A 25,698-nucleotide genomic window follows, 5' to 3' on the forward strand; every position below is an offset into this window, starting at 1 on the left:
ACTGAACCCGATCGTCATAACACTTATTCTTGGGCCCTCTACAATTACAGGCGGGATTTGTGGGAACGGATGGTAGATCAGATCTCAAAACAGCAGATCCACGAGCGCTTTCTCGACAGTCTTGAACCAGTTGTACAGGACCACGAGGACACCAGTTCTGTCCCCCTAGAGGCTGAACTCACGCGCCCACTACCTCCAAAGATCAGAGTGTACGCCTACCAGGTGACAACCCCACCAGGTACCGGTACAGAGGGCGACCGGCTAGCACATCTGATCGTCCCCGGACAGTCTTCCGGAGAACGCGCTTCGTTCGATCACTCTGGCGGCCACTTCGCACTGCTAGTCGGATATGACCCTCAGATCCAGGTGTTCATCCTGTGGGATGCTGGGTTACACCAGAACTTCAAATATGGAAAGAGAATTAGGGTCACCTCAGAAACAGTTTATGAGGCCGTCGGCGGAGAAATTGGAACCCAACAGCGTCACCTCAACACGGGGACAGAAACGGTTCTTACTGTTAAACACGACCGGCTGGCGGATGCTATCGAGCGCCGGTCAGAAATCACTACGGAGCGGCTTGTGGGCTAACATATGAAGGATAAATTACAGGACCTCTCATTGGCACCCTCCTATCACAAAGGCGAAGACAATATCGCGACAGAGTTTTATCGACCTTGTCTGGAGCGGGCAACACAGTACGACCGGGCAGTCGGGTTCTTCCGGAGTTCCATCTATCTTCTTGCCTGGGATAGCCTGAAGACCTTCGTCAACAACGGCGGCAAGATGCGAATCATCTGCTCACCGGTGCTTGACTTGGAGGACCGAGATGCGATCGAGAGTGGTTACCAGGCCCGAACCGACGAACAGCTCGCCGAGGAACTGGCAGAGGTTATTGACTCGATGCTCTCGGAGCCTGGGTTAGAGAAGCCGACGAAAGTCCTTGCCGCACTCGTCGCAGAGGGGATCATCGAGTTTAAGATCGCTTCCCTCGATGATGATGCCCCTGCGCGACATAAACGGCTGTTCCATGACAAGCTGGGTATCTTCACCCAGGAACAGCCGCAAGCGCCACAAGATCCTGCTGTCGTATTCAAAGGTTCGATGAATGAAACTTGGGCTGGCCTGGCGATGGACGGAAACCTCGAATCGGTTGATGTCTACGTCTCTTGGGGCCCAGACCGAGAACAAGAACGGGTCCGTGATGAGCAGACCTACTTCGACACGCTGTGGGAAGACACCTACGACGCTGTGAGGGTTCGAGACTTCCCGGCGGTTGCGAAAGAGAAGTTGGTCTCGGCGGCTGATGCCGTCGAGTGGGAGTCCGTTGTCGATGAAATTGTCGAGGAGATCGAGCGCTCCCGTGTTGAGTCTCCTGACACAGGGCCCAACCCGCGAACACCGTTACCACATCAACAGCGAGCGCTCGAAGCCTGGCGTGAACGGGGTCATTCAGGTGTCTTCGAACACGCAACGGGTAGTGGTAAGACCTTCACCGCACTTTGTGCGATTCGTGAGGCCCTTCAGGAAGGAAAATCACCGGTCGTTTTCGTTCCGAACACCGATCTGCTGGAGCAGTGGAAAGCTGAGCTAAAGTCGACAAATCAGGATCTCGATCCAAGTCTATTGATCTGCGGCGGTGGAAATAACGACTGGAAAAAAGATGGGCTATTACGCTCTTGGACCCGCCCGAACGGATCGCCGCGAATTGTGCTATCGACGATGCAGTCGGGTATCGCTGATGACTTCCAGTCACTATTTAATGACGGTGAGCACACATTTTTGATTGCTGATGAAGTTCACCGGATTGGCAGCCCGGAACATCAAAAGCTTCTTGATTTTGATGCTGGCTGGCGACTCGGATTAAGTGCGACCCCGCGTAGGTACGGCGATGAGGAAGGAACAGCAGTGATCATGGAGTATTTCGATGGCATCGTCCAGCCACCATTTACACTCGCCGACGCAATCGAGGCTGGCCGGCTCACGCCATATTTTTATCATGTACACACTGTTTCGCTGACTCCGGGCGAACAGGACGACTGGGAGGAGCTCACCCAAGAGATTCGCAAGAGGTATGCCCGTTCGCAGGCGGGTGACGACACCGATCTGGATGACCTACCAGAGCACATCAAGCAGCTACAGATTGATCGCGCTCGAATACTGAAAGGGGCTAGCCAGAAGACCCAGAAAGCACGAGAGATCCTCGCACGACAGTATTCGGGAGGCGATCGATGGCTGGTGTACTGCGCTGGAATAGACCAGCTGAAAGAGGTCCGTGACGAGCTTGCGGATCAGCCCTTCCGAGTGCTGGAGTATCATAGCAAGATGGACGGTGACCGGGCACAGACATTAGAATTCTTCGAGAACCAAGGAGGAGTTATTTTGTCGATCAAATGCCTTGACGAAGGTGTTGATATTCCAAATGCAACACATGCGCTAATCCTTGCCTCCTCGAAGAACCCTCGTGAGTTCATTCAGCGTCGGGGTCGAGTTCTCCGAAATTCAGAAAATAAACATCATGCGAATATCCACGACGTGGTAGTTGAACCGTACAGCACCGAGAGCGACATCCCCGTTAATAGTATTCTCGAGGGCGAACTCGCTCGAGCGATTCAGTTCGGGAAGGATGCGGAGAATCCGAAATCGGTTGCTGATCTAAAACAAATTGCGCACAAAGCCGGAATCGACTACGACGCTCTTGCCGAAACCGGAGTTGAAGATGACTGAAGACACAGACGAACTCATGGCCGCGCTGGAGAGTATCCGACAAGAAGAGTTTCCGGAAATACCAGCCGATTTGGTTGAGGAAATCATCCGGATTGAAGAAGAAACGCTCGAAGAGCGAGAAAAGACACAAAGCCGGATTTCGGAGGTTGTCGAGTCCCAGTTGGAGGACGGATCAGATGTTAAAAATAAATAGACTCGAACTTGAGGACTTTGGCCCGTTCAAAGGGAACCAGACTTTGGAGTTCCCAAAAGAGGATGGGGTGACAATCGTCTTCGGCGAAAACATGCGGGGAAAAACCACGCTATTGAATGCAATTCGATATGCGTTATTCGGTCGTATTCTTGATCGAGGCACCCGTGAGATCTCTCCAGAACAGTTTATCAACTGGGAAACTAAAGAGGAGGGAAAATTCTCGTTCAAGATTGCCCTGTATTTCGAAGAAAACGGGACAGACTACGAACTTGTCAGAGAACATACCCCGAAAGATGGGATTGAGGTGCCACAGGCGGACGATGATTACACCGAAAACGTATATCTCGTCAAAGATGGGACGGTGACCGGACCGGAAGCACGGGAAAAAGAGCTGGCGGAGATCTTACCCCAGCAGGTCTCGCGATTTTTCCTGTTTGATGGAGAACTCCTCCAGCAGTATGAGGAACTCCTCATCGATGAAAGTGAGATGGGCCAGCAGATCCGGGAAGCAATCGAAAGGATCCTGGGAGTCCCGGTCCTTAAAAACGGTCGCGCTGACATACAAGCGCTCCTGAATGACGCCCAGACTAAAGAGCAAGAAGCAGCCCAGCGAGACGACGAAACCGAACAGCTCGGGACGCAGTTGGAGACGACGCATGGCAAGCGGAACCAACTTGAATCAGACCTATCAGAACTCAAAGATGAGTTAGATGGGTTGAAAGAAGAAAAGCTGGCAATACAAAACAAGCTTCAGCAACTCGAGGGTGCTCGGAGTCTCGTCAACCGGCGGGAAAACTTGGAGGAAGAGCTGGAAGAGATTGACCAAGGCCTCGAGGATAAGCAGGCTCAACTTCAAGAGGCGATGGCAGATTCCTGGCGGAGTGTACTACAAAGTACCGTCCAAGATCGACTTGAAACTCTCAAAGAACAGCGGCAAGAACTTGAAAAAAAACAGACCCGGATATCCGTCGCAGAGCAGCTTGCGGAACGGATTTCTGATGGCTTAGAGCGCGGGGACTGCCCGATCTGTGACCAGCCCTTAGAAGACGGGGCAGAACAGCACCTCCAGAGTGAACTTGAGCAGTTCCAAGGACTAACCGATCAGGACTTCGATCCGGAAGAGAGATACGACCAGATCCTTCGTTCGATCGAAGCGTTGGAGCGCGTCATCGAGTCAGATAACACCGACCGTGTCAAAGCAATTATTTCTGAAATTGACGAATTGAAAGCGCGGCGTGCAACGGTAAGTGACGATCTCAGTGAGGTCAAAGAGGGTCTCGAGTCCTCAAAAGAAGAGCGGGTCCGGGATCTCAACAAACAGTACGAGGATACCGTCGGCGAGATCCGTATCAAGAAGGACGCCATCGAGGAGACTGAAAACGAACTGGAGAAAGCTAAGAACACTGTTCAAGATCTCCAAGATAGATTGGATCAAATTTCCGGTAGTGGGCTTGAGCGGGAGCGCGCCCGTCGAGAGCTATACGAGAAGCTGGAGGAGCTCTTCGATCAGGGTGTTGCTGAGTACCGCGATAGGCTGCGTCAGCGTGTCGAAAGCGATGCGTCAGAGATTTTTCTTCGGCTGACGACCGAGCCAGAATATGAGCGACTGAAAATTAACGACAATTACGGCTTGACTATCATACATGAGGACGGGGACGAGATTGAGGTGCGCTCAGCCGGTGCGGAACACGTCGTTGCACTAGCTCTGATGGGTGCCCTCCAGAACAACGCGCCGCTACAAGGACCAATCATTATGGACTCGCCGTTTGGACGGTTGGACCGAGGGCATATGGAGAACGTTGTTGAGGCACTGCCGACGTTCACCGATCAGGTGATGCTGCTGGTCTACCGTGATGAGATTGATCCTCAGAGGGCCCGTGATATTCTCAAGGGGCAGCTACGGAAAGAGTACACGCTTGAACGCGTCAGTGCGCGGCACACAGATCTACAGAAAGGAGGTGTTGAAGAATGAGCACGAACGATCGGACCACGATCGGCCTTACGCCAGAAAACAAAGGGACGATGGAGAGTGTAATGGACCAGTTCGATGAAAAGGCAGATGCCGCGAAGTTCGCGATGTCGCTGGCTATCGAGAACGGTGTCGAGCCGGGTAAAACAGCGAACACACAGACCGTCTGGAATATCGGCACATTCGATCCAGACGGTGAGCTCCGCAACTTAGTGATTGCCCTCTATCCGACCGTAGATGCGCCATATGCAACGGTTGAACACTTAATCAACCAAGGATTCCGACAGCTGAATGACCATCTTGAGGAAAACAAGGAGATAGACATCGAGGCGCTTCTGTGAGATAGTTGGGGAGTTATTAATCACCTCGCTGCCGCCGAGCGACGGACCACGATCCTACGGAGGTGGTGATGTATCTTCCCCGGGTTGTTGCTTAACCTCATGAAGCGCCACGAACGCGGGCTCCTGGAACAGAACCGATTCACGAGATTCCTGGGTGTGAGATGCCGCACGATATCGGCTATGAGGGATTCGGTGGCGATCTGTCTCTCTACTCCGTCATTCGTGTAATAGTCCTGTAAAATCGTATGAATTTCGGGGACTGAGGATTTGGCCAAGGCACACCTGTGTGAGAAGAATTAACGTTACTGGTGGATAGGAGTAGGTATAGTATGGCAGGGCAACCAACATACGTCTGCGAAACGGGGCAGTCAGAGTGGCCGCCGGAGGTGAAAGATCTCATACACTCGCAAGACCTCGACGTAGAGCTAGTCGAGGCGAGTGGGTGGGATGACGATGAGAGAACGGGGTTCTACCAGAGTAAGCTGTTCCCCCGGAGTGTCGAGCAGGGAAAGAAACCCCGGGGACGTGTTCGGACTCATAAAACCAGGAAAGTCAACCTCTTCAAAAGCTCCTTACTCACGGGAAGTGTTCAGGACAGCGACTTTTTTCTCGGGAAAGAAGTTGACCGCCTCCAAGAGACGGAAGACACTGATGAGTGAGTCTAATCACGTCGCCACGTACCCGTCCGACAAACAACTTAGCCGGTGGAAGGTCAAATGTGAGGAAATGGGATTTCGTTCTCGGTCGGAGTTCGTAGAGGCGATGGTAGAGGCGGGCCTCAAGAAGTTCGACGCGTCGGAGATAGACCCCGACGAAACGAACCGAGAGCTCCGTGAACAACGAAACAACCTAAAGGCGGAACTGGACCGCGCCCGGGACCGGATAGCGGACCTCGAAGACGCCGTCTACCACGGCGAACGCCAGGCTATCAAAGAGTTCGTGGATACAAACCCGGGAGCCAGCTATGACGAAATCATCCAGCACGTCATCGACACAGTCCCGGAGCGTGTGACCACTCATCTGGACGACATGGAGGGGGAGTACCTTCGTGTCGAAGATGGGCGGTACTACCTACGGGACGAAATCACCACGGTGGACGAAAAATCTTGAAATCATGCCAGCACCGAAGAACCGACCACAACTGTCGAACGATGTCCGCGACCGCATGGGCGTCTACAAGCAGATCAACGCGGTCCCCGACAAGTACCGACTTCAAAACCACGAAGCTGCCTACTCTGGGAGGGACGTGTGGGCGGACTACTTCGAGGAGAAGACGGAAAAGTTCGATACGAAGTCCACCCGCGACCGCTACGAAAAGGCGGGTCGCTACTTCAAAACCTACATGGACGACGTGGGCCGGCACCATGCCCTGGCCGATCCCCAGCAGATCAAAGACTTCCTGGTCGCTCTCCGAGACGGGAACGTGGGACGACACAGCCACTCGCGGAAGCTTCAGACTGTCTACTTCGAATACTTCCAACCGCTGGAAGAATTCTACAACTGGTTACAGTGGCACGCTGACCACCCGCACGTCTACCACCCTGTGCTGATGGCAGTGGTGGCCGGCGGCTTCTCCCGCGACGTGTGGGACCGGAAACTAGAGCAGAACGACAAGAGATGAACTATGTCCGAAAACGATAGACAAACACTGGCAGAAGCCTTCAACCGCGAAATAGACCCCCTGGCTAACCACGCTACGACGTTCGACGGCGTCGACGTCGACGTATTTGGCCTGTTCATGGACGATGTCCTGAAGCCACAGGACCCATCCCAAGGTACGTTGGATTCCTATGACCGGACAATTCGAGAGTGGCGGGAGTTCATGTCTGACCAGGGTCGCCATCCGGCATGTCCTCACGAAGACCACGTCAAGCGGTTTATTCGTCGAGAACTGGATGAAAAAGGGAACTCCCGGCGAACAACAAAAAAGAAACTGTGGGAGCTCAACAAGATATACAAATACTGGCAGAACGGCGCGGAGTTCCCTCATCCGATGGACTACAATCCGTTCATGATAGCGAAGAAGAAGATGTCTCTGTCTACCAAGCGAGTGAAGGAGCCCCCGCGAATTCCGGTAGAAGATCTTCAGGATATCGTGGCGGACGTGAAGCACATCCGAGACCGGGCGTTCATCGTCACCCAGCTGAAGCTGGGGCTTCGTGCTAGCGAAATGGCGAACATCAAGATTAGTGAACTGAACATCACGAACAGCGAAGTCGAAAAGCACTATCCGGACATGGGAAGTTCACCACACGTTGCCCGATTCGACAACGCAGTTTACATTCCCCACGACCGACAGGGGAACAAGTCGCAGCGCCCACGGGTCCTACCAGTGGACGAAGAACTCCGCCGGCTGTGGATGAACTACCTGCTGATCCGCCCCGACAACAACGAATCCTGGCTGTTCCTCTCGCGGACGAACCACACCCAGGTGGACGACGAAGCTATCAACCTGACGTGGAAACGCCACTTCCACCCAGAATATAAAGAAACCCAGCAGCACAGGGCTGTGACGTCCCACTACGGACGGCACCGCTTCACCACGTTCTGGCGCGTGGAGCAAGACGTGAACCGCGAACTCATAAAATATATGCGCGGGGACACGTCCGCTGGTGGAACCACCGACCCGGCTGGTGGAATCGACCACTACATTCACAGCTATTACGAGGACATCGAGCCGCTCTATCGGAAGCGCATTTACAAGCTGGGTGTCTAAGTCAGATTATGACTGACAGTTCTGCGGATACGAGCTGGTTCCGAGGGATAAACCCTGGCGACTTGGATGCCGCCCGTGATGCTATCGAAAGCGGAAGCACGGAAGCGCCTAGTGACTGGCCGATCCAGGCAGTGGAGTCCGACTTTGCGGACGACGAAGACGACTATTATGATCTCCTTCACGACGCCACGGTGTACGCGGCCCGTGAGGAAACTCGAGAGCGCGAAAGGGCAGATGACCAACAGTTAAAACATAGTATTCGTGCTATGGACGACTGCGAGCGGGTCGCGAACGAACTCGCCGAGCGGGTCGCGGCGTGGGCCGGCAGCCGGCGTCCGGACGCCGGGGCGGGGATCGAGTACGCGAGGGAGCTGGCGGCCGACGACGACGCGGACCCGGCCCTGGCCGCGCTCGCCCGCCGGGTCCGGGATCTCGACGAGGAGGCGGCGGCGCTTCGGACCCGCGTCGAGCGGGCGGCCCCCGAGGTCGCCCCGAACCTCGCGTCGCTCGCGGGGCCGGTCCTCGCCGCGCGGCTGATCGCGCTCGCCGGCGGGCTGGACGAGCTCGCCCGGAAGCCGGCCGGGACCGTCCAGGTCCTCGGGGCCGAGGAGGCGCTTTTCGCCCACCTCCGGGGGCGCGCGCCGTCGCCGAAACACGGCGTCATATTCACCCACGAGGCGATCCAATCGAGCGCCCCCGAGGACCGCGGGTCGGCGGCGCGGGCGCTGTCGGGGAAGCTGGCGATCGCCGCGCGGGTCGATCACTACTCCGGGGAGCGAAAGCCCGAGTTGGACGCCGAACTCGCCGACCGGATCGAACGGATCCAAGGGCGTGAGACCGAATGAGCCTGCCCGACGGCGTCGAGAGGCGCTCATTCGGCGGCGGCGAGTGGCTGGCGACGGAGGGAGATCCGGTCTACGGCGAGCCGACCGCGGGCGGGTGGCGGCGCTGGGACCCGCGCCGCTCGAAGCTCGGCGCGATGCTCGAAGACGGGATGGACACCGGGCTCGAGGGCGGGGAGACGGTGCTGTATCTCGGCGCAGCCGCGGGGACGACAGCGAGTCACGTCGCCGATTTCGCCGGCCCGACGTACGCCGTCGAGTTCGCCGCCCGACCGGCCCGGGAGCTGCTCGAGGCCGCCGAGCCGCGCTCGAGGCTGTTTCCGCTGTTGAAAGACGCCCGAAAGCCCGAGACGTACGCCCACGTCATCGAGCCGGTCGACGTCGTGATACAGGATGTCGCGACGCGGGGACAGGCGGCGGTCGCGCTTGCGAACCGGCGGTTCCTCCGCGAGGACGGCCGCCTGCTGCTCGCGGTGAAAGCAAGAAGCGAGGACGTCACGCGTGATCCGGACGCGGTGTTCGAGTCGGTTCTCGGGGACCTGCGGGAGGGGTACGCCGTCCGCGAGACGCGGTCGCTCACACCGTTTCACCGCGATCACCTCGCCGTCGTCGCGGAGCCGCGCTGAGGGCCCGGAGCGAGCAGAGGCGGCCGCGGGCGCATGGTATTTAGTGGTCGCCGATGAACCGGACACCAATAATGGATCTGGGCTCGCGCGAGGCGTTCGACCGGGCGGGGACGCTCGGCATCGAGGAGGAGTTCTTCGTCGTCGATGACGCGGGGCGGCCGGCCGCCGGAACGGACGAACTCGTCTACGAGAACGATCCGCCCCCGTCCCTAGAGGGGCGCTTGGACCACGAGCTGTTCAAGTTCGTGATCGAAACGCAGACGCCGACCGTCGGATCGCTCGAGGAGGCCCGCGAGTCCCTCGAGGAGGTCAGAACGGCGCTTCTCGGTCACGCCGCCGACCACGGGTTCGGCATCGCCGCGGCCGGGCTGCACCCGGCGGCGAAGTGGCGCGAGCTCGATCACGTCGAAAAGCCCCGGTACAGAGAGCAGCTCGAACGCATCCAGTACCCCCAACACCGGAACACGACCGCCGGCCTTCACGTCCACGTCGGGGTCGACGACGCCGACAAGGCCGTCTGGATCGCCAACGAGATGCGGTGGTACCTCCCGATCATGCTCGCGCTGTCGGCGAACTCGCCGTACTGGAACGGGTTCGACACGGGGCTGGAGTCGGCCCGCGCGAAGATCTTCGAGGCGCTCCCGAACACCGGGATGCCGACCGTCTTCGAGGACTTCGAGACGTTCCAGCGCTTCGAGCGGACGATGGTCGAGACGGGATCGATAAACGACCGCGGCGAGCTGTGGTACGACGTGCGGCCCCACTCCGTCCACGGGACCGTCGAGGTCAGAACACCCGACGGCCAGGCCGATCCACAGCGCGTGCTCGCGTTCGTCGAGTACACCGAGGCCCTCGTCGAGGACCTCGCGGCGCGGTACGAGGACGGCGAGTCGGGGGCCGACCACCGCCGGGAGTTCCTGGAGGAAAACAAGTGGCGGGCCCTCCGGTACGGCCGCGACGCGTCGCTTCTGTCCCGCGAGTGGACGGAGGCGGTTCCGCTCGGCGAACTCGTCGAACGCGAACGCGATCGTCTCGGGGTCAGCGGCATCGTCGACGTCTACGAGGCCGAAAGCGGGGCAACGCGCCAGCGCCGGCTCATGGATGAGTCCGGGCTCGACGCGGTCTGTGCGGCGCTTCGGCTTCCCGGGGCGGCCTGACCGTCCGGTCGGCTCGGACCGAAGGGAAGCGTTATCAACCCCGCAGTCGAACGAACGTTCAATCGATGAGAGCACGCGAGCCGCACTCGGGTTGGTCCCCGGCGTCGCCGTCCGCAACCGAACCGGTTTCGATCGCCGCCGCGCACCCCGTCGATGGCCGGTAGCCGGTCGACCGCCGTCGTACTCGCCGCGCTGCTCGTCGTCTCCCTCGGCGGCGCGTCGGTGGCGGCGGGACAGGGCATCGTCACCGGCGAACCGCGCCTGAACGTGGACGTCCCCGACTCGACGCTGACGCCGGGGACGGCCACGCAACTCGACGTACAGATCTCGAACAACGGGCAGGTCGACCTCGGCTCGCCCGACGAGCGCGACGTGGTGACCGCAGCCAGGAACGTCCGGGTCGACGCCGAGGCCGACGGGCCGATAGAGGTCGAAACGGAGCGACAAGCGATCGGGACGGTCACGGAGGGCGAGCCCCAGACCGTCTCGCTGAACGTTCGGGTCCCCGAGGGGGCCGATCCCGGCGAGTACGAACTCGACGTCGAACTCGAGTACGGCTACACGGCGCGGATCGAGCAGGGCGCGGGCGTGTTAAACGATCGGACGCGGACGGTGACGCGCTCCGTCGACGTCGAGGTCGACGACGGGGCCCGCTTCGAGATCGAGGCCGTCGAGGACCGGAGCCAGGTCGGCGATACCGGGCCGGTGACGGCACGGGTCGAGAACGTCGGCAACGAGCGCGCCGACGAGGTGACAGTCGATCTCAGCGTGGCGCGGGACCAGTCTCGGGTCTCCTTCGACGCGACGAGCGACCGGATCGGCGTCGGGAGCCTCGCGCCCGGCGAGGCGGCGCGCTTCGAGTTCGAGACGACGGTGAGCCCGGACGCGAGCCCGCACGGCTACCCGATCGAGGCGGTCGCTCGCTTCGAGGACACGGACGGCATCGAGTCCCAGGGCGTCCCGCGGCGGCTGACGGTGACCCCGGAGCCGAAACAGCGGTTCAGCTTCGCCGACGTCGAGTCGACGCTTCGGGTCGGCGAGGACGGCGAACTGCGGGGGACGGTCACGAACGACGGCCCGAGACCCGTCCGGAGCGTCGTCGTCCGGTTCGCCGATCAGTCCCCCAACGTGGTCCCGATCGAGGATTCGGTCGCGGTCGGGACCCTCTCGGCCGGCGAGTCGGCCTCCTTCGAGTTGCCCATCGCGCTGAACCGCGAGGCCGAGGCGATCCCGCGGAACTTCGGTATGGCCGTCGCTTACCGGAACGCCGACGACGAGCGCCGCGCCTACGAGGACATCGACGTCACCGTCGACGTCGGCGAGAACCGCGACGAGTTCCTGCTTGCGGTCGCCGACCGGGAGCTCACGGCCGGAGGCTCGACGCTCGTCGACGTCGAGGTGACGAACAACCTCGACGAGTCGGTCACCGACGTGGAGGCGAAGCTGTTCACCGACGATCCCCTCAGCAGCGACGAAAGCGAGGGCTACATCGAGAGCCTCGCGCCCGGCGAGTCGGCGACGGTCACCTTCGAGGTGTCGGCGAGCGGCGGGGCGACGCCGCGGACGTACGCGCTACAGACCGACTTCCGGTACGACGACGCCGACGGGACGAGCAAGGTCTCGGACACGTACCGGACCGCGATCGACGTGACAGAGGCCGAAGACGGCGGGATCCCGTGGCTCGGCGTCGGCGTCGTCATCGTGGTTGTGGTCGTCGCAGCCGGGGCGTTCGCGTACAGGCGACGGGAGGGCTGAGCGTGCCGGGCGACGACGCGGAGCCGTCGGACGCGTCGGCGATCGGGCGGCTGAACGAGGCGGCGCTCTCGCGGCCCCTCGCGGTCATCGTCGCCTTTTTACTCGTCACCGCGGCGTTCGCCGGTGGGCTGCCGCTCGTCTCGACAGACAGCGAGGGCACCGGCTCGTTCACCGAGGGGCTGCCCGAACAGGAGGCCCTCGACGCGGTCAACGATGAGTTCGGCGACCGCTTCGAGGAGTCCGCCGCACAGACATCCGTGATCCACGTCGGCGACAACGTCCTCGCACAGCGGGAACTCGTCCGGAACCTCCGGTTTCTCGAGCGGGTCGACCGCCGGAGCGAACTCCGCATCGACGGCGCGCGCGGCCCGGCGACGCTTATCGCGTCGACGCTCGATCCGAGCGCCGAGACGCCCGAAGAGCGGACACGAGCCGTCGAGCAGGCGACGCCCTCCGAGATCAGGCGGGCGGTGCGTGAACTCGCCGGAAATCCGACATTCGAGGGCGCGCTCTCGAACGATTTCAACCCCACGGCGGCGTCGGCCTCGGCGTCGATCACCGGTGTCACCCACGACCTCGAAAGCGAGGGAAGCGGCGGGCCCCAGGGTGGCGGCAGCGATGAGCTCGAGTCGATACAGCTGGCCATGGAGGACCTCGCGGAGGAGGGCGGCGGCGACGTCCGCGTGTTCGGCCCCGGGATCACGGGCAGCGAGTTCGGGAACATCATCGGGGACTCGCTCGCCATCGTCGTTCCGATCGTGCTCGTGTTGATCCTCGGATTCTTGGCCGTCGCGTACCGCGACCCGATCGATCTGGGGCTCGGACTCGCCGCCCTGCTGTTGACGCTCGTGTGGGCCTTCGGGTTCGTCGGGTACGCGGGGATCCCCTTCGATCAGAACCTCGTCTCCGTTCCCGTGTTGATACTCGCCGTCGGCGTCGATTTCGGCATCCACATCATCAACCGCTACCGCGAGGAGCGCGAGAAGGGCCTCGACCCGCTCGCGGCGATGACGGAGGCGAACAGACAGCTGCTCGTCGCCTTCCTCATCGTGACCGTGACGACCGTCTTCGGGTTCGGCGCGAACATCGTCAGCGACCTCGGTCCGATCAGCAACTTCGGGCTCGTCGCCGCCGTCGGGATCATCTTCACCTTCTTCATCTTCGGGCTGTTCCTGCCGAGCGCGAAGCTGCTCGCCGACCGCGTCCGAGAGCGGCTGTCGATCCCGACGTTCGGGTCCTCGCCGATCGCCTCCGAGGGGTCGACCCTCGGGCGGGCGCTCTCGGTGAGCGCAACGGTGACCCGGACCGCACCCGTTGTGTTCGTCGTCCTGTTTTTGCTTGTCGGCGCGTCGGCGGGCGTGTACGGCCAGGGCGTCGATCAGTCCTTCGAGACGGACGATTTCCTCCCGCCGGAGGACATCCCCGCGTACATCGAGGCGCTGCCGGGGCCGATGTCGCCGGGCGAGTACACCGTCACGGAGACGACGAACCTCCTCGACGACCGCTTCGAGGCCGATCAGGACGGCTCGGTGACGCTGTACGTCGTCGGACCGCTGACCTCGGATCACGCCCTGGAGTCGCTCGCCCGGCCGAACGCCGACCCGCCGGACAGTTTCACCCGGGTCGACGGCCGGGCGGTGTCCGAGGGGCTCTTGGACGTGATCGACAGGTACGCCGCCGAGAGCCCGGAGTTCGCCGCGTTAATCGCCCGCAACGACCGGGACGGAAACGGGATCCCCGACCGGAACCTCGGTCTGATATACGACGAGTTGCTCGCCTCGCCGTTCGCCGACGCGGCCTCGCAGTACCTCACCGAGGACCGGCGTTCGACGAAAGTCGAGTACAGCGTCGACGCCGAGGCGAGCCAGGGCGAGGTGGCCGCCGACGCCGGGGAGTTCGCCGAGGAGTTTCGCTTCGACGCCACGGCGACCGGCGGCGTCGTCGTGTTCAGCGCGGTCTCGGACGTGATCTTCGAGAGCGCGATCGAGGGGATGATCCTCGCGATCGCTCTCACCGGGGTCTTTCTCGTCGTCGTGTACTGGGCCTTAGAGCGCCGGCCGCTTTTGGGGATCGTCAACCTCCTTCCGATCCTCATCGCACTCGCGTTACTCCTGGCGACGATGCGGGTGATCGGGCTGCCGTTGAACGCCCTGACCGCGACGCTTCTGTCGATCACCATCGGCGTCGGCGTCGCGTACTCCGTCCACGTCACCGCGCGGTTCATCGACGAGTACAACATGGGTAAGACCCCCTATCGGGCGCTCGAGACGACGCTTTCGGGGACCGGCGGCGCCCTCACCGGCAGCATGCTGACGACGTCGCTCGGCACCGGCGCGTTGGTGTTGGCGATCACGCCCGTGCTCGGGAACTTCGGGCTCCTCATGGCGCTCAGCGTCTTCCTGTCGTACGTCAGTGCGATCGTCGTGCTGCCGCCGGCGCTTTTGATCTGGGCGAGCCGGCGGGACCCCCGGCCGTCCGGGGACGCCGCCGCCCCGACGCGATCCGACTGAGGCTCGCCCCGATCGGGCCGGAGAGGCCCCGTCTGCGGCGAAATCGCCGCGCTGAGGGTGGTCACAGGGTTTATGTACCGGAGTACCCTGTGTCCGGCTGAATATCACAGATGTCTACCGACGAGACCGCCGACGACGGGGACGGAGCGTCCGCCGACGGGGAGACGGAGGGCGTGCGGGACCGGTTGGAGCAGGAGGCCGAGCGGGCGGCCGAGGAGTTCGACGAGGGGATCGTCGACCTGCTCTCGTGGGTGCTCGACACCGAGACCCGGGCGCGGATCTACGTGTTTCTCAGGCGGAGCCCCGGGAGCACAAGCGAGGAGATCGCCGACGGGACCGGCCTGTATCCGAGCACCGTCCGGGAGGCGTTGGCCGAGCTCAACGAGGAGGGCAAACTCGAGCGCCGCAAACGCGAGTCGGGGAGCGCCGGCAACAACCCCTACGAGTACACGGCGATGGCGCCGAGCGAGCTCGTCGGAAGCGTCGTCGAGGAGATCCAAGACGAGCTCAACACGGTGTTCAACCTCGATTCGCACCTCGGGATCGACCGGAGCGACGGGGCCGAACCGGTGGACATCACCGTCGAGGACGACCGAGAAGAGCGGCCCTAAGCGGGTCGAGCCCCCGCCGGCACCGAAGCCACTAAACCGCGGCCGACCGAGCCGGGTTCTATGGAAGTCGTACTGGGTGGCACGTTCGATCCGGTCCACGACGGACACCGGGAGCTCTTCGAGCGTGCGTTCGAACTCGGTGACGTGACCGTCGGGCTGACAAGCGACGAGCTCGCTCCCGAGACGCGGAGCGTCGACCGGTACGTCCGCCCGTTCGACGAGCGGAAGGCCGATCTCGAGGTCGAACTCCGGGCGTTCTCCGAGGAGTACGACCGGACGTTCGAGGTCCGGAAGCTACGCGAGCCGACCGGAATCGCGACCGAACCGGGGTTCGACGTGCTCGTCGTCTCGCCGGAGACCGAGGACGGCGGTCGGCTCGTTAACGAGGAACGGGAGCAAAACGGGCTGGAACCGCTCGAGATCGAGGTCGTCGATCACTGCTACGCCGAGGACGGGGAGATCATCTCCTCGACCCGGATCGTCGACGGCGAGATCGACGAGCACGGGAACCTCACCCCGGAGGCCACCGGCCGGGCGAAGCCCTCGGAATGAGCGGGCGCCGAACCTGCCGTTTTTTGTTATCCGGCGCGCCAATCGCTCGTGATGGCTGATCGTTCGGACGTCTGTGTCCTCCTGCCGACGCTCGACGAGGCCGAAACGATCGGCGAGGTGATCGAGGGGTTCCGCGAGGAGGGGTTCGAGAACGTCCTCGTCGTCGACGGCGACTCGAGCGACGGGACCAGATCGATCGCCAAGGACCGCGGCGCCCGGGTCATGGTACAGTCGGGGAGCGGGAAGGGGCAGGCGGTCAGGGAGGCCGTGGCCGCCATCGACGCGCCGTACGTCCTGATGGCGGACGGGGACGGCACGTACCGGCCGGCCGAGGCCGACGCGATGCTGGAGCCGATCTTCGAGGGGCGGGCCGAACACGTCATCGGCAACCGCTTCGCGGAGATGGAGCCGGGGGCGATGACGCGGCTCAACAGGTTCGGAAACCGCGCGATCAACCGCCTGTTCGCGGCGGTGTACGGCCGCGATCTGAGCGACATCCTCTCGGGGTACCGGGCGTTCACGAGGCGGTCGTTCGAGCAGCTCCGGCCCGACGCCGACGGCTTCGGCATCGAGACCGAACTCGCGGTCAAGTGCGTCAGACAGCGCGTCAGTACGGCGGTCGTGCCGATCACGTACCGGGCCCGCCCCGGCGGATCGGAGACGAACCTCAGCCCGTTCCGGGACGGCGGGCGGATCGTCCTGACGCTGTACGCCCTCGCGAGGACGAACAACCCGATATTCTACTTCGGTAGCGTCGCCCTACTGGGGACCGTCGTCGGCGTCGGGACGGGCGGCTTCGTCGGGTACCGCTACCTCGTCGAGGGCGTCTCCCACGACGTCCTGGCGCTTTTCGCCGCGTTCATGGTGCTGTTGTCGGTGCAGTTGCTGATGTTCGGCGTGCTGTCGGACATCCTCGTCTCGGTGAACCGCGAACAGACACAGCGCCTCGAGGACGTCGCCGAGCGCCTCCGGGAACTCGAGGAGTGACGGACCGAGCCGCGTCGCCGGGAGGTCAGAACGGCAACAGCGCCCGGAGCTGTCCGATGACGCTGTTGTTCGCCCGCTCGCGTTTGGCCTCGAAGATCGGGTGCACCGCGTTCAGGAACTCCTGTCGGGTGTCGAAGCGCTCGCGGCTGAGCCGATCGCACGCCTCCGAGAGCCGCATCTCGTTGCCCTTCGCGTCGTAGGGGACGGTGGGATCGCCGAGGGCCGCCGTGAGCTCCTCGGCGGTCATCGGAAACGTCACCCCGGCCCGTTCGAGGTGGTCATCGAGCGCCGCGATCCCGAAAGCGACCGCTTCCGGAGCCTCGTCGTCGTCCTGTTGTGGCGGCCGAACTCCCATTACGTCCGGCTATACACGACGGTACCGTAAATATTCCCGACTCGGGCGGCCGGTAAACAGACATATGCACGCGAGCGACCAACCCCCGGGCGTGACCGAATACACGACGGTTTCGATACCCAAGGAGCTCTCCGAGCGCGTCGAGGAGACGATCGAGGGGACGAGCTTCTCCTCGACGAGCGATCTGGTTCGGTTCCTGCTGCGGAGCATCGTCATCCAGCATCAAAAACAGGGCGCGCTCACCGAGGCCGAGTTCGACGAGATCACGGACCAACTCCGAGACCTCGGCTACCTGGAGTGAGCCCGGACGCGGAGCGCGGTCAGCCGGGCGCGTCGCCGAGTTCGCCGGCCGGCGGCTCGACGTCGAGGGTCTCGATCGGGAGGCCCTCGCCGGAGCGGGCGAAGGCGCCGACGTGTTCGACGTCGTACGGCGGCGTCGCAACGAAGACGACCTCGTGGAGGTCGTCGGTTTTCCGCAGCCCGAGCGTTCCGTCGGGGTGGCTGATGAAGCGACCGGCGGCCCCCGGCGTCGAGATGTCCATCCCGAAGACGGCGGTGACCGACCCGCCGGTGTCGGGGAGGTACATGTCGGTGAACACCGATCGGTCGGCGGGGAGGTCGGCGTCCAGCTCCGCGGCCGGCATCACGGTCACAGAAACCGTGACCGACGCGGGGTCGCGGTCCTCGGCGAGTTCGAGCAGCGCGGTCAGCAGCCCCCGGGTGATGTAGACCACACCGCGTCGTTGGCGCGGCGAGCACAAAAACGTCCGCCGCGGCGGCGCTGGCGCCCGTCTCAGGCGAGGCGCTCGATGAACGTCTCGCCGTCGACGACGAGGTTGTACGCCTCCTCGTCGTCGTTCCAGAGGACCAATGCGTTCTCGAAGCCCAACAGCGCGCCGTAGGGGGCGCGTTCGAGCGGTTCGTTCAGCGCCGACGCGTCGGCCAACACGGCGTAGTGGTCGATCCGCTCCGATCCGTCGCCGATCTTGAACACCGGGTTGCCGTCCGCGGCGAGGTTCGGGGAGAGCTTCACCGCGTCGAGGTCGATCCGATCGGTGACGTGGCGCTCGCTGTCGGCCATCTTCGCGACCCGGTCGGGGTCGGGGTCGTACTCGATGGCGCTCGCGCCGTCGGTTCTGAGGAGGAGGTACGCGAACTGGACCGTTCCGTTTCGGTACGTCCCGTCGTCGTCTCCGGCGACGTCCAGGCGGCGCTGGAACCCCGGCGGCTCGATGTCGGGGCGCCGGGTGAACGTCCAGCCGCGGTCGTCGGGTCGCTCGTCGGGCCACAGCCGGACCGTCGGGGCGTAGACCGTGGTCCCGGGGCGCCGCCGCAGGACCGCCCGCTCGATCGACCGGAGCCGCGTCGCCGTCCGCTCTTCGGCCGGCGAGACGGCGAGAAGCGTCCCGTCGGGGGCGAGCGCGTCCAGATACCGCGTCACAACGTCGACCGGGTCCTCGAGTTCCGAGAGGACGTTCGCGAAGACGATCAGGTCGTACTCCCCGTCGGGAACGAAGCTCTCGGCGGTCTCGCGGGCGACCGTCGTCCCGAACCCCGGGCGCGTTTCGGCGAGCATCGCCTCAAGGACCGCCGCCGCGGCGCTCGGCTCGACGGCGTCGTACTCGACGGCCGTGTCGGCGGGCAGGTAGTCGTGAATCCCGAGCGCCGGGCCGCCGGTGCCGGCCCCGACGTCGAGGATCCGGAGCGCGTGCGGGAGGCGGCCGTCGCGTCCGAGTTCCTCGAGGGCGTACTGGATCGCCGCGTAGTAGTCCGGGAGGTGATACAGCCCGTAGGCGAGGGCCGTCTCCTCGTCGTACGTGACCGTCTCGTCGGCGAAGTACGCGGCTTTCAGCTCGTCGATCCGGGCCCTGAGCCGATCGCCAGCCTCGCCTTCGGGCCAGTTCGCGCCGTAGCGCTCGAGGAGGCGGTCCTCGAAGCGTCGGGCGTACGCCGCCGGAAACCGCTCGACGCCCTCGAAGGCCGGGTCGATCGGGCCCTCCTCGAGGGGAACGAACGTGCCGTCGTCGCGCTCCGTGAGGCCGAGATCGAACGCGTTGCGCCTGAGCGTCTCCCTGACGACCGCCGGGTGCGGTCTGTCCTCGACGTACTCGTAGATCTCGTCGGGATCGATCGGACGGACGTTCCGGAGATACCGCGCGGCGTCGAGGATCCCCGCCGTGTCGGTCATTCGCCGGCCTCCTCGTAGAGTTCGACGAACGCGTCGCCGTCGGCGTCCGCGAGACGCGCCGCGGCCTCGGCGACTGCGGCGCTGCCCTCGAACCGCTCTTGAATCTCGGCGTACACGCTCGGGGTGTTGCCGGTGAGGCCCTCGACGAGTTCCGAGAGCGGTCCCGAGAGGGCCGTGTGAAACCGCGGGTCGACGTCGTCGGCCGCGAGCGCGTACGCCAAGACGGCCGTGTGGGCCGTGGCCTGGACGGTCTCCATGGCGTCGTCGTGCGTGTCCGCATCCGTCTCGAAGACGTCGTTGCCGGCGGCCTCGAGGGCAGAGCGGAGCCGCCCGATCGTCGGACCCGCCGAGACCGTCACGCAGGGGACGTTCCCCGGCGCGTTCGAGGCCGAAAAAAGCGGGTGGAAGCTCGCGCGCTCGCGCCCCGCGGCGTGGGCCCGCAGCGCGTCGACCGCGTTCCGCATCTCCCCGGAGACGTCGACGACGGCGCCGCGTGCCCGTTCGGCGTGGGTCTCGATCGCCGCCGGCGTCGCCGAGATCGGCACGGCCAGACAGACGACGTCGAAGCGCTCGTCGGTGTCGAGAGAAACGCCCCGAGCCCCCTCGAAGCCGGCCGCCGCCGCCCGCGCCGTCTCGGGATCGCGGTCGGCGAAGGCGACCGCATCGGCGCCGCAGTGGCCGGCGAACCACCGGCCCATCTCCCCCGCCCCCACGACGAGCAGTTGCATACGCTCGCTTGCTCCGCGGCGCTCAAAAGCCGTTCGTCTTCCGGCATCGGCCCCAGCGCGGCGCGGCCGCGGCTCAGCCGTTCGGCTCGATCCGCAGCGTCTCCTCGTAGTCGGTGAGGTTCTCGTACCCGTCCTCGGTGACGACGACGAGGTCCTCGATCCTGACGCCGCCGACGGCGGGATCGTACAGCCCGGGCTCGACCGTGAGGACGTTGCCCGCTTCGAGTTCGTCGCCGCCCGTGCCGACCCGCGGCAGTTCGTGGATGTCGAGGCCGACGCCGTGACCCGTGCTGTGGATGAACCCCGTCTCGGCGTCCTCGTCGCTCCGGAGCGTCGGTAGCCCGGCGTCCTCGTACACGTCACAGACGACGTCGTGGACGTCCTCGCCGGTGACGCCGGGCTCGATGGCCCCGATCGCGGCCTCCTTTGCGTCCGCGGTGAGGTCGTACCACTCCCGGACGGTCTCGTCGGGCTCACCGACGACGAACGTGCGGGTCATGTCCCCGAAGTAGTTCGTCCCCTTGTCCCTGGGGAAGATGTCGATGATGATTGGTTCGTTCGCCCGGAGCGGACCGCTCCCGCGCTCGTGTGGGTCCGCGGCGTCCGAGCCGCAGGCCACGATGCGCCGCCTGAGCCCGCAGTTGCGCTCCAACAGCGTCACCTCGATCTCCGTTTTGACGCGCTCGCTGGTGAGCGGCTCGTCGTCGTGGTAGAGGGTCCCCGACCGGACCGTCGTCTCGCGCAGCATCTCCTCTGCGGTCCGCATCGCAAGCGCGCCGGCCCGCTGTGTGGTCCGGATCGCGTCGATCTCCTCGTCCGTCTTCGTGGCTCGCATCCGCTCGACGACGTCCGTTCCCCGCCCGATCGGGGGGGCATCCGGCGTCGCGACGGAGACGCCCTGTTCTCGGAGCCCGTCGGCGGTCGCAAGCGGGAACCTCGCCGGGGTCGCGACCGACTCGACGCCGTATTCCCGGCAGAAATCGGCGAGGACGCGCCGGGCGGCCTCGGGTTGACCGTGCTCCTCGGTGGCCGCCGTCAGGTCGTAATCGGCGTGACGTTCGACGGTCGCCGCCGCCGCGTCCTCTTTTGCTCGCCCGTACTCGAGGCCGGAGACGAGCAGGTGGATCTCGCCGTCGTAGAGCGTATGGAAGGGGTCGGGGGCGTCGAACCCCGAGAGGTACAGCTGATCGGCCTCGTCGCTGTCGGCGTCGATGAGAAACCCGTCGACGCCCGTCTCCTCGATGAACCGATCGAGCTTCGAAAAGTCCCGTGACACGACTGCTCGTACGACAACGGGAATAAAATAGGTTGCGTTCGGCCGAATCAGACGCGGTTCGAAACGAACAGCCGCGCGTCGGGGTCGCCGTACGATCGGATGTGGCCGAGTCGGCAGACATTTGTCGTCCCCAGACGAGACGGCGGCATGGACGTCCGGATCACGCCGTCGCGGGTTCGCGGTGTCGCGCGGGCACCGCCGTCGAAGAGCTACACGCACCGCGCGATCCTCGCGGCCGGGTACGCGGACGGTGCGACCGTTCGGAACCCGCTTTTCAGCGCGGATACGGCCGCGACGAGGCGGGCCGTCGAGGCCTACGGCGGCGAGACAGAGCGGACCGACGAGAGCCTCAAGATCGCGGGGTTCGGCGGCGAGCCGGCGACGCCGTCGGACGTGATCGACTGCGCCAACAGCGGGACGACGATGCGGCTGACGACCGCCGTGGGGGCGCTCGTCGACGGGCTCGCGGTGCTGACCGGTGACGCGTCGCTTCGGTCCCGACCGCAGGGGCCCCTGCTGGAGGCGTTGGAGGGGCTCGGTGCCGATGCGGCGTCGACGCGGCGAAACGGACGGGCCCCGATCGTCGTCGGCGGCGGCGTTGAGGGCTCGCGCGTCCGGATCCGGGGCGACGTCTCCTCGCAGTACGTCACCGGGCTGTTGATGGCCGGTGCGGTCACCGGATCGGGCCTCGAGATCGAACTCACGACCGAGCTCAAGTCGGCCCCGTACGTCGACATCACCCTCGAGGTGCTGGCCGACTTCGGCGTCGAGGCGACGGTGCTCGGCGGCGACGACTCGGCGGTCCGGGCGGCCGGCGCAGAGGGGTTCCGCGTGGAGGGCGGCCAGACGTACGAGCCGACCGGCGGCGAGTACCGCGTCCCCGGGGACTTCTCGTCGATGTCGTACCTGCTCGCCGCGGGGGCGCTCGCCGCCGACGGCGAGGGTGAGGGCGTCGTCGTCGAGGGCGCAAAGCCGAGCGCGCAGGGCGACGCCGCGATCGTGTCCGTCCTCGAGGCGATGGGTGCCGACATCGAGTGGGACCGCGAAGCGGGGCGGGTAAGCGTCGACCGATCGGCGCTGGAGGGGATCGAGGTCGGGGTCGCCGACACGCCGGATCTGCTCCCGACGATCGCGGTGCTCGGGGCCGCCGCGGACGGGACGACGCGGATCACCGACTGCGCGCACGTCCGCCTGAAGGAGACCGATCGCGTCGCGGCGATGGCGGAGGAACTCGGGCGGATGGGGGTCGACGTCGAGGAGTTCGAGGACGAACTCCGCGTCCACGGCGGCGGCATGGAGGGCACGACCGTCGAGGGCCACGACGACCACCGGATCATCATGGCGCTGGCCGTCGCCGGGCTCGTCGCTGAGGGGCCGACGACGATCGAGGGCGCCGAGGACGTCAACGTGTCGTTTCCGGGCTTTTTCGACGTACTCTCGGGGGTGGGCGCGGAGATCGACCGGCGCTGATGTCCGATCTCGACCACGATCCCGGCCCGCGCCGCCGGGTCACTCGTTTCTGGCGAACCCGTGGGCGCCGTTTCGCCCTGTCGTCGTGGGTGTAACCTTCATAAACTCGGCGTTCTCGCGGGCCGTTTCGAGGTCGTGAGCGCCGGCGTACGAGAGCCCGGAACGGATCCCGGCGGCGAACTCCGCGATGCGGGGGCCGACGGGACCGGTGTACTCGGTGACCGCCTCGACGCCCTCGTCGGCTTCGACGTCGCCGTCTTTGTCCTCGCGCTCGGCGGCGGCGGCGGCGGTCGACATGCCGCGGGACCGCTTGTGCCGCTCGCCATCGATCTCGACGACCTCGCCGGGGGACTCGGCGCACCCGGCGAAGAACCCGCCCATCATCACGGCGTCGGCGCCCGCGAGGAGGGCCTTGACCGCGTCGCCCGACGTTCGGATCCCCCCGTCCGCGATCGTCCGCACGCCACGTTCGTCGGCGGCGGCCGTACACCGCTCGACGGCGGTGAACTGCGGGACGCCGAAGCCGGTGACCTCCCGGGTCGTGCAGTGCGACCCCGGGCCGACGCCGATCTTGACGCAGTCGGCACCCGCGGCGGCGAGGTCGGCAACGCCGGCCTCGGTGGCGACGTTACCGGCACACAGCGGCGTTTTCGGGAATCGATCGGCGAGGCGCTCCGTCGCCTCGATCGCCCGCTCCATGTGTCCGTGGGCGACGTCCAACGCCAGCACCGACGCGCCGGCCTCGACGAGCGACGCCGCGCGCGTCTCGTAGTCCTCGGCGATGCCGACCGCGCCGCCCACCGGCAGACCCGCCTCGGCGACCGCACGCACCATCCGGGCCTGTTTCTCTATCGGGAGAAACCGGTGGATCACGCCCAGTCCGCCGGCCTCGCCGACGGCGCGGGCCATTTCGGTCTCGGTGACGGTGTCCATCGCCGCCGTCACGACCGGGACCGACAGCGCGAGCCCGTCGGCGAGTTCGGTCCGCAGCGTCACGTCCGAGCGGCTACCGACCGGCGATCGCTGTGGAACGAGTAGCACGTCGTCGTAGGAGAGTCCCGTTTCGTAGGGCATGACAAACCCTTCGTTTATATTAGGTACGAACGCATAAGCACGTCGGTCGCGGGCGGAGCCCTCGCCCGTTCGGGGCAATCGAAGCGACCGAGCGTCGGCGGGGAAAATAAGTGACACGACCGAATACACGCACACAAATGGCTAGCACGGACGCGGCCGAAAGCGCCGTCACCGAGCGCGTCGCGGCCGCAAAACGGGCGATAGGGGAGTTCGAGGACAGCGGCCAGGAGGCTGTCGACGACGCGGTGGCGGCCGTCGCCTGGGCGATCTGTCGGGACGGGGCCTGCCGGGCGTTCGCCGAGCGCGCCGTCGAGGAGACCGGGATGGGAAACGTCGCCGACAAGATCGAGAAGACCGAGACGATCGTCCGGGGCGCGCTCTCTGATACGGCGGGCGAACCGACGGTCGGCGTCGTCGATCGCGACCCCGAAGAGGGGGTGATCGAGATCGCGCACCCCGCCGGGGTCGTCGGCGCGCTCACCCCTTCGACGAACCCCGTCGGAACGCCGGCGACACTGGCGATGTTCGCGATCAAGGGCCGGAACGCGATCGTCGTCTCGCCCTCGCCGAGCGCCGTCGAGACGACGGGAGCCGTCATCGAGGCGATCAGGGCGCGACTCGAGGCGGTCGGAGCGCCGCCGGATCTCGTGGGGATGGTCCCGCCGCCGATCACGAAGCCGAAAGCCCACGAACTCCTCGATCGGGCCGACCTCGTGCAGGTGACGGGCTCGCCGAACAACGTCGAGGCCGGACGGACCGCGGACACGCCGGACCTCTGTGTCGGGGAGGGCAACGTCGTCTGTCTGGTCGGCGAGCGCGCCGACGTGCCGGCGGCGGCCGACGACATCGCCCACAGCGCGTCGTTCGACCACGGCCTGACGTGTCTGAACGCGAACTCGATCGTCGCCCACGGCTCCGTCCGGTCGCAGCTGCTTGAGGCGCTCGAAGCCCGCGGCGGATACCTCTGTACGGAGGCCGAGACCGACCGTCTCAGGGAGGTGCTCTTCGACGCCGGCGAACTCCGCTCGGGCGCGATCGGGCGGTCGGCGGCCGAACTCGCGGCGCGCGCGGAGCTCCCCGAAGCGGCGAGTGAATCGTCGTTCCTGCTCGTCCAGCCGCCGGACGTCGGGGACGAGGCGCCGCTTTGCGGCGAGAAGCTCACCCCCGTCGTCGCCGCGTACGACCGCCCGAGTTTCGACGCGGCGATCGGTGCGAGCAACGCGATCCTCGAGCACGAGGGGCGGGGCCACTCGTGTGTGGTCTACACGCCGGACCGACAGCGGGCGATCGCGGCCGGCGAACGCCTCGACGTCCACCGGATCGGGCGGAACCAATCGAGCATCGAACTGGCGGGAGGGTTCGGCAACGGGGTCCGGTTTACCTTCTCGCTCGGCGGCGGGCCGATGGGCGGGAACCTGATCGACGAGAACATCTCCTACGAGCACTTCCTCACGACGAAGAAGGTCGTCGAGCCGGCCGACGGCGAGCCGCCCTCCGACGAGGAGCTCTTCGGGTCGATCGCCGAACGGACGGGGTGACTGGGTGGGCGACACGGCGGAGCGACGGCATCGACGGACACGTCCTCGGCGAGCGCGTCGCGGCCGCGTATCTCAACGCCAAGGTG

At 64.7% G+C, this 25,698-nt stretch carries 26 protein-coding genes; 20 read left to right on the plus strand and 6 right to left on the minus strand.

Annotated features, from left to right (window positions below):
• The first annotated feature begins 69 nt into the window (after positions 1 to 69).
• The 17 genes from Q0916_RS10545 (at position 70) to aglJ (ending at position 16,983) form a co-directional block, all read left to right on the plus strand.
• Positions 70 to 588: a hypothetical protein gene (locus Q0916_RS10545; protein ID WP_299237219.1), complete on the plus strand. Its 519-nt coding sequence runs from the start codon at positions 70 to 72 to the stop codon at positions 586 to 588.
• Between the two features lie 3 nt (positions 589 to 591).
• The gene (locus tag Q0916_RS10550) at positions 592 to 2,724 is read left to right on the plus strand and encodes a DEAD/DEAH box helicase family protein (RefSeq protein ID WP_299237220.1); all 2,133 of its coding nucleotides are present in this window, start codon (positions 592 to 594) and stop codon (positions 2,722 to 2,724) included.
• Positions 2,717 to 2,917, plus strand: coding sequence for a hypothetical protein (locus Q0916_RS10555; RefSeq protein ID WP_299237221.1), 201 nt, complete (start codon positions 2,717 to 2,719; stop codon positions 2,915 to 2,917). Before Q0916_RS10550 ends, Q0916_RS10555 begins: the two co-directional genes overlap by 8 nt.
• 43 nt (positions 2,918 to 2,960) lie before the next feature.
• Positions 2,961 to 4,889 carry a hypothetical protein gene (locus Q0916_RS10560; protein ID WP_414689338.1) on the plus strand — a complete coding sequence of 643 codons (1,929 nt, stop codon included), beginning with the start codon at positions 2,961 to 2,963 and terminating at the stop codon, positions 4,887 to 4,889.
• Positions 4,886 to 5,227: a hypothetical protein gene (locus Q0916_RS10565; protein WP_299237223.1), complete on the plus strand. Its 342-nt coding sequence runs from the start codon at positions 4,886 to 4,888 to the stop codon at positions 5,225 to 5,227. The genes Q0916_RS10560 and Q0916_RS10565 overlap by 4 nt, the downstream gene beginning before the upstream one ends.
• A gap of 329 nt (positions 5,228 to 5,556) precedes the next feature.
• Positions 5,557 to 5,886 carry a hypothetical protein gene (locus Q0916_RS10570; RefSeq protein ID WP_299237224.1) on the plus strand — a complete coding sequence of 110 codons (330 nt, stop codon included), beginning with the start codon at positions 5,557 to 5,559 and terminating at the stop codon, positions 5,884 to 5,886.
• Positions 5,887 to 5,989: 103 nt separating this feature from the next.
• Entirely contained in the window at positions 5,990 to 6,337 is a 348-nt protein-coding gene (locus Q0916_RS10575; RefSeq protein ID WP_299237225.1) for a hypothetical protein, read from the plus strand.
• Between the two features lie 4 nt (positions 6,338 to 6,341).
• Entirely contained in the window at positions 6,342 to 6,848 is a 507-nt protein-coding gene (locus Q0916_RS10580; RefSeq protein WP_299237226.1) for a hypothetical protein, read from the plus strand.
• A 3-nt stretch (positions 6,849 to 6,851) separates the two neighbouring features.
• Entirely contained in the window at positions 6,852 to 7,943 is a 1,092-nt protein-coding gene (locus Q0916_RS10585) for a tyrosine-type recombinase/integrase (RefSeq protein WP_299237227.1), read from the plus strand.
• Between the two features lie 8 nt (positions 7,944 to 7,951).
• Positions 7,952 to 8,788: an NOP5/NOP56 family protein gene (locus Q0916_RS10590; protein ID WP_299237228.1), complete on the plus strand. Its 837-nt coding sequence runs from the start codon at positions 7,952 to 7,954 to the stop codon at positions 8,786 to 8,788.
• Positions 8,785 to 9,411, plus strand: coding sequence for a fibrillarin-like rRNA/tRNA 2'-O-methyltransferase (locus Q0916_RS10595; RefSeq protein WP_299237229.1), 627 nt, complete (start codon positions 8,785 to 8,787; stop codon positions 9,409 to 9,411). Before Q0916_RS10590 ends, Q0916_RS10595 begins: the two co-directional genes overlap by 4 nt.
• Positions 9,412 to 9,482: 71 nt before the next feature.
• The gene (locus Q0916_RS10600; RefSeq protein ID WP_299237230.1) at positions 9,483 to 10,568 is read left to right on the plus strand and encodes a glutamate--cysteine ligase; all 1,086 of its coding nucleotides are present in this window, start codon (positions 9,483 to 9,485) and stop codon (positions 10,566 to 10,568) included.
• A 153-nt stretch (positions 10,569 to 10,721) separates the two neighbouring features.
• Positions 10,722 to 12,323, plus strand: a complete 1,602-nt coding sequence (locus Q0916_RS10605) for a COG1361 S-layer family protein (RefSeq protein WP_299237231.1) — start codon at positions 10,722 to 10,724, stop codon at positions 12,321 to 12,323.
• A gap of 2 nt (positions 12,324 to 12,325) precedes the next feature.
• The gene (locus Q0916_RS10610) at positions 12,326 to 14,833 is read left to right on the plus strand and encodes an efflux RND transporter permease subunit (protein WP_299237232.1); all 2,508 of its coding nucleotides are present in this window, start codon (positions 12,326 to 12,328) and stop codon (positions 14,831 to 14,833) included.
• A gap of 110 nt (positions 14,834 to 14,943) precedes the next feature.
• Positions 14,944 to 15,444, plus strand: coding sequence for a winged helix-turn-helix domain-containing protein (locus Q0916_RS10615; protein WP_299237233.1), 501 nt, complete (start codon positions 14,944 to 14,946; stop codon positions 15,442 to 15,444).
• Positions 15,445 to 15,504: 60 nt separating this feature from the next.
• Positions 15,505 to 15,996: a phosphopantetheine adenylyltransferase gene (locus Q0916_RS10620; protein ID WP_299237234.1), complete on the plus strand. Its 492-nt coding sequence runs from the start codon at positions 15,505 to 15,507 to the stop codon at positions 15,994 to 15,996.
• A gap of 51 nt (positions 15,997 to 16,047) precedes the next feature.
• A complete protein-coding gene (aglJ, locus tag Q0916_RS10625; RefSeq protein ID WP_299237235.1) occupies positions 16,048 to 16,983 on the plus strand; it encodes an S-layer glycoprotein N-glycosyltransferase AglJ in 936 nt (311 codons plus the stop codon).
• A gap of 25 nt (positions 16,984 to 17,008) precedes the next feature.
• Here the strand turns inward: aglJ and Q0916_RS10630 are convergent, their stop codons facing one another.
• Positions 17,009 to 17,338 carry a hypothetical protein gene (locus Q0916_RS10630; RefSeq protein ID WP_299237236.1) on the minus strand — a complete coding sequence of 110 codons (330 nt, stop codon included), beginning with the start codon at positions 17,336 to 17,338 and terminating at the stop codon, positions 17,009 to 17,011.
• Between the two features lie 91 nt (positions 17,339 to 17,429).
• On the opposite strand from Q0916_RS10630, the gene Q0916_RS10635 reads away from it, so the two are divergent.
• Positions 17,430 to 17,639: a ribbon-helix-helix domain-containing protein gene (locus tag Q0916_RS10635; RefSeq protein WP_299237238.1), complete on the plus strand. Its 210-nt coding sequence runs from the start codon at positions 17,430 to 17,432 to the stop codon at positions 17,637 to 17,639.
• Positions 17,640 to 17,658: 19 nt separating this feature from the next.
• Here Q0916_RS10635 and Q0916_RS10640 read toward each other — a convergent pair whose 3' ends face one another.
• The 4 genes from Q0916_RS10640 to Q0916_RS10655 form a co-directional block, all read right to left on the minus strand.
• Positions 17,659 to 18,072, minus strand: coding sequence for a hypothetical protein (locus Q0916_RS10640; protein WP_299237239.1), 414 nt, complete (start codon positions 18,070 to 18,072; stop codon positions 17,659 to 17,661).
• Positions 18,073 to 18,131: 59 nt separating this feature from the next.
• On the minus strand, positions 18,132 to 19,526 hold the full coding sequence (locus tag Q0916_RS10645) for a small ribosomal subunit Rsm22 family protein (protein WP_299237240.1): 1,395 nt from the start codon (positions 19,524 to 19,526) through the stop codon (positions 18,132 to 18,134).
• Positions 19,523 to 20,254 (minus strand): prephenate dehydrogenase/arogenate dehydrogenase family protein, encoded by a 732-nt coding sequence (locus Q0916_RS10650; RefSeq protein ID WP_299237241.1) that lies wholly within the window; start codon positions 20,252 to 20,254, stop codon positions 19,523 to 19,525. Before Q0916_RS10650 ends, Q0916_RS10645 begins: the two co-directional genes overlap by 4 nt.
• Positions 20,255 to 20,327: 73 nt before the next feature.
• Positions 20,328 to 21,530: a M24 family metallopeptidase gene (locus Q0916_RS10655; protein ID WP_299237242.1), complete on the minus strand. Its 1,203-nt coding sequence runs from the start codon at positions 21,528 to 21,530 to the stop codon at positions 20,328 to 20,330.
• A 147-nt stretch (positions 21,531 to 21,677) separates the two neighbouring features.
• Here Q0916_RS10655 and aroA point away from each other — a divergent pair, with 147 nt between their 5' ends.
• Positions 21,678 to 23,000 (plus strand): 3-phosphoshikimate 1-carboxyvinyltransferase, encoded by a 1,323-nt coding sequence (aroA, locus tag Q0916_RS10660; RefSeq protein ID WP_299237243.1) that lies wholly within the window; start codon positions 21,678 to 21,680, stop codon positions 22,998 to 23,000.
• Between the two features lie 39 nt (positions 23,001 to 23,039).
• Here aroA and Q0916_RS10665 read toward each other — a convergent pair whose 3' ends face one another.
• Positions 23,040 to 24,074 carry a guanosine monophosphate reductase gene (locus Q0916_RS10665; protein ID WP_299237245.1) on the minus strand — a complete coding sequence of 345 codons (1,035 nt, stop codon included), beginning with the start codon at positions 24,072 to 24,074 and terminating at the stop codon, positions 23,040 to 23,042.
• Between the two features lie 110 nt (positions 24,075 to 24,184).
• Between Q0916_RS10665 and Q0916_RS10670 the strand changes: the two genes are divergently transcribed.
• Positions 24,185 to 25,612, plus strand: a complete 1,428-nt coding sequence (locus Q0916_RS10670) for an aldehyde dehydrogenase family protein (protein WP_299237246.1) — start codon at positions 24,185 to 24,187, stop codon at positions 25,610 to 25,612.
• Positions 25,613 to 25,698 lie beyond the last annotated feature (86 nt).

It is taken from the genome of Natronomonas sp. (assembly GCF_028274965.1).
In the GTDB taxonomy this organism is placed as follows: Archaea; Halobacteriota; Halobacteria; order Halobacteriales; family Haloarculaceae; genus Natronomonas.

Excerpts from the sequence above, each read along its gene's own strand:
- Q0916_RS10605 (WP_299237231.1), top strand. The coding sequence starts at position 10,722 with ATGGCCGGTAGCCGGTCGACCGCCGTCGTACTCGCCGCGCTGCTCGTC.
- Q0916_RS10665 (WP_299237245.1), bottom strand. The coding sequence starts at position 24,074 with ATGCCCTACGAAACGGGACTCTCCTACGACGACGTGCTACTCGTTCCA.
- Q0916_RS10630 (WP_299237236.1), bottom strand. The coding sequence starts at position 17,338 with ATGGGAGTTCGGCCGCCACAACAGGACGACGACGAGGCTCCGGAAGCG.
- Q0916_RS10585 (WP_299237227.1), top strand. The coding sequence starts at position 6,852 with ATGTCCGAAAACGATAGACAAACACTGGCAGAAGCCTTCAACCGCGAA.
- Q0916_RS10645 (WP_299237240.1), bottom strand. The coding sequence starts at position 19,526 with ATGACCGACACGGCGGGGATCCTCGACGCCGCGCGGTATCTCCGGAAC.
- Q0916_RS10580 (WP_299237226.1), top strand. The coding sequence starts at position 6,342 with ATGCCAGCACCGAAGAACCGACCACAACTGTCGAACGATGTCCGCGAC.
- Q0916_RS10565 (WP_299237223.1), top strand. The coding sequence starts at position 4,886 with ATGAGCACGAACGATCGGACCACGATCGGCCTTACGCCAGAAAACAAA.
- Q0916_RS10600 (WP_299237230.1), top strand. The coding sequence starts at position 9,483 with ATGGATCTGGGCTCGCGCGAGGCGTTCGACCGGGCGGGGACGCTCGGC.
- Q0916_RS10555 (WP_299237221.1), top strand. The coding sequence starts at position 2,717 with ATGACTGAAGACACAGACGAACTCATGGCCGCGCTGGAGAGTATCCGA.
- Q0916_RS10545 (WP_299237219.1), top strand. The coding sequence starts at position 70 with ATGGTAGATCAGATCTCAAAACAGCAGATCCACGAGCGCTTTCTCGAC.
- Q0916_RS10650 (WP_299237241.1), bottom strand. The coding sequence starts at position 20,254 with ATGCAACTGCTCGTCGTGGGGGCGGGGGAGATGGGCCGGTGGTTCGCC.
- Q0916_RS10620 (WP_299237234.1), top strand. The coding sequence starts at position 15,505 with ATGGAAGTCGTACTGGGTGGCACGTTCGATCCGGTCCACGACGGACAC.
- aglJ (WP_299237235.1), top strand. The coding sequence starts at position 16,048 with ATGGCTGATCGTTCGGACGTCTGTGTCCTCCTGCCGACGCTCGACGAG.
- Q0916_RS10590 (WP_299237228.1), top strand. The coding sequence starts at position 7,952 with ATGACTGACAGTTCTGCGGATACGAGCTGGTTCCGAGGGATAAACCCT.
- Q0916_RS10570 (WP_299237224.1), top strand. The coding sequence starts at position 5,557 with ATGGCAGGGCAACCAACATACGTCTGCGAAACGGGGCAGTCAGAGTGG.
- Q0916_RS10615 (WP_299237233.1), top strand. The coding sequence starts at position 14,944 with ATGTCTACCGACGAGACCGCCGACGACGGGGACGGAGCGTCCGCCGAC.
- Q0916_RS10550 (WP_299237220.1), top strand. The coding sequence starts at position 592 with ATGAAGGATAAATTACAGGACCTCTCATTGGCACCCTCCTATCACAAA.
- Q0916_RS10595 (WP_299237229.1), top strand. The coding sequence starts at position 8,785 with ATGAGCCTGCCCGACGGCGTCGAGAGGCGCTCATTCGGCGGCGGCGAG.
- Q0916_RS10575 (WP_299237225.1), top strand. The coding sequence starts at position 5,990 with ATGGTAGAGGCGGGCCTCAAGAAGTTCGACGCGTCGGAGATAGACCCC.
- aroA (WP_299237243.1), top strand. The coding sequence starts at position 21,678 with ATGGACGTCCGGATCACGCCGTCGCGGGTTCGCGGTGTCGCGCGGGCA.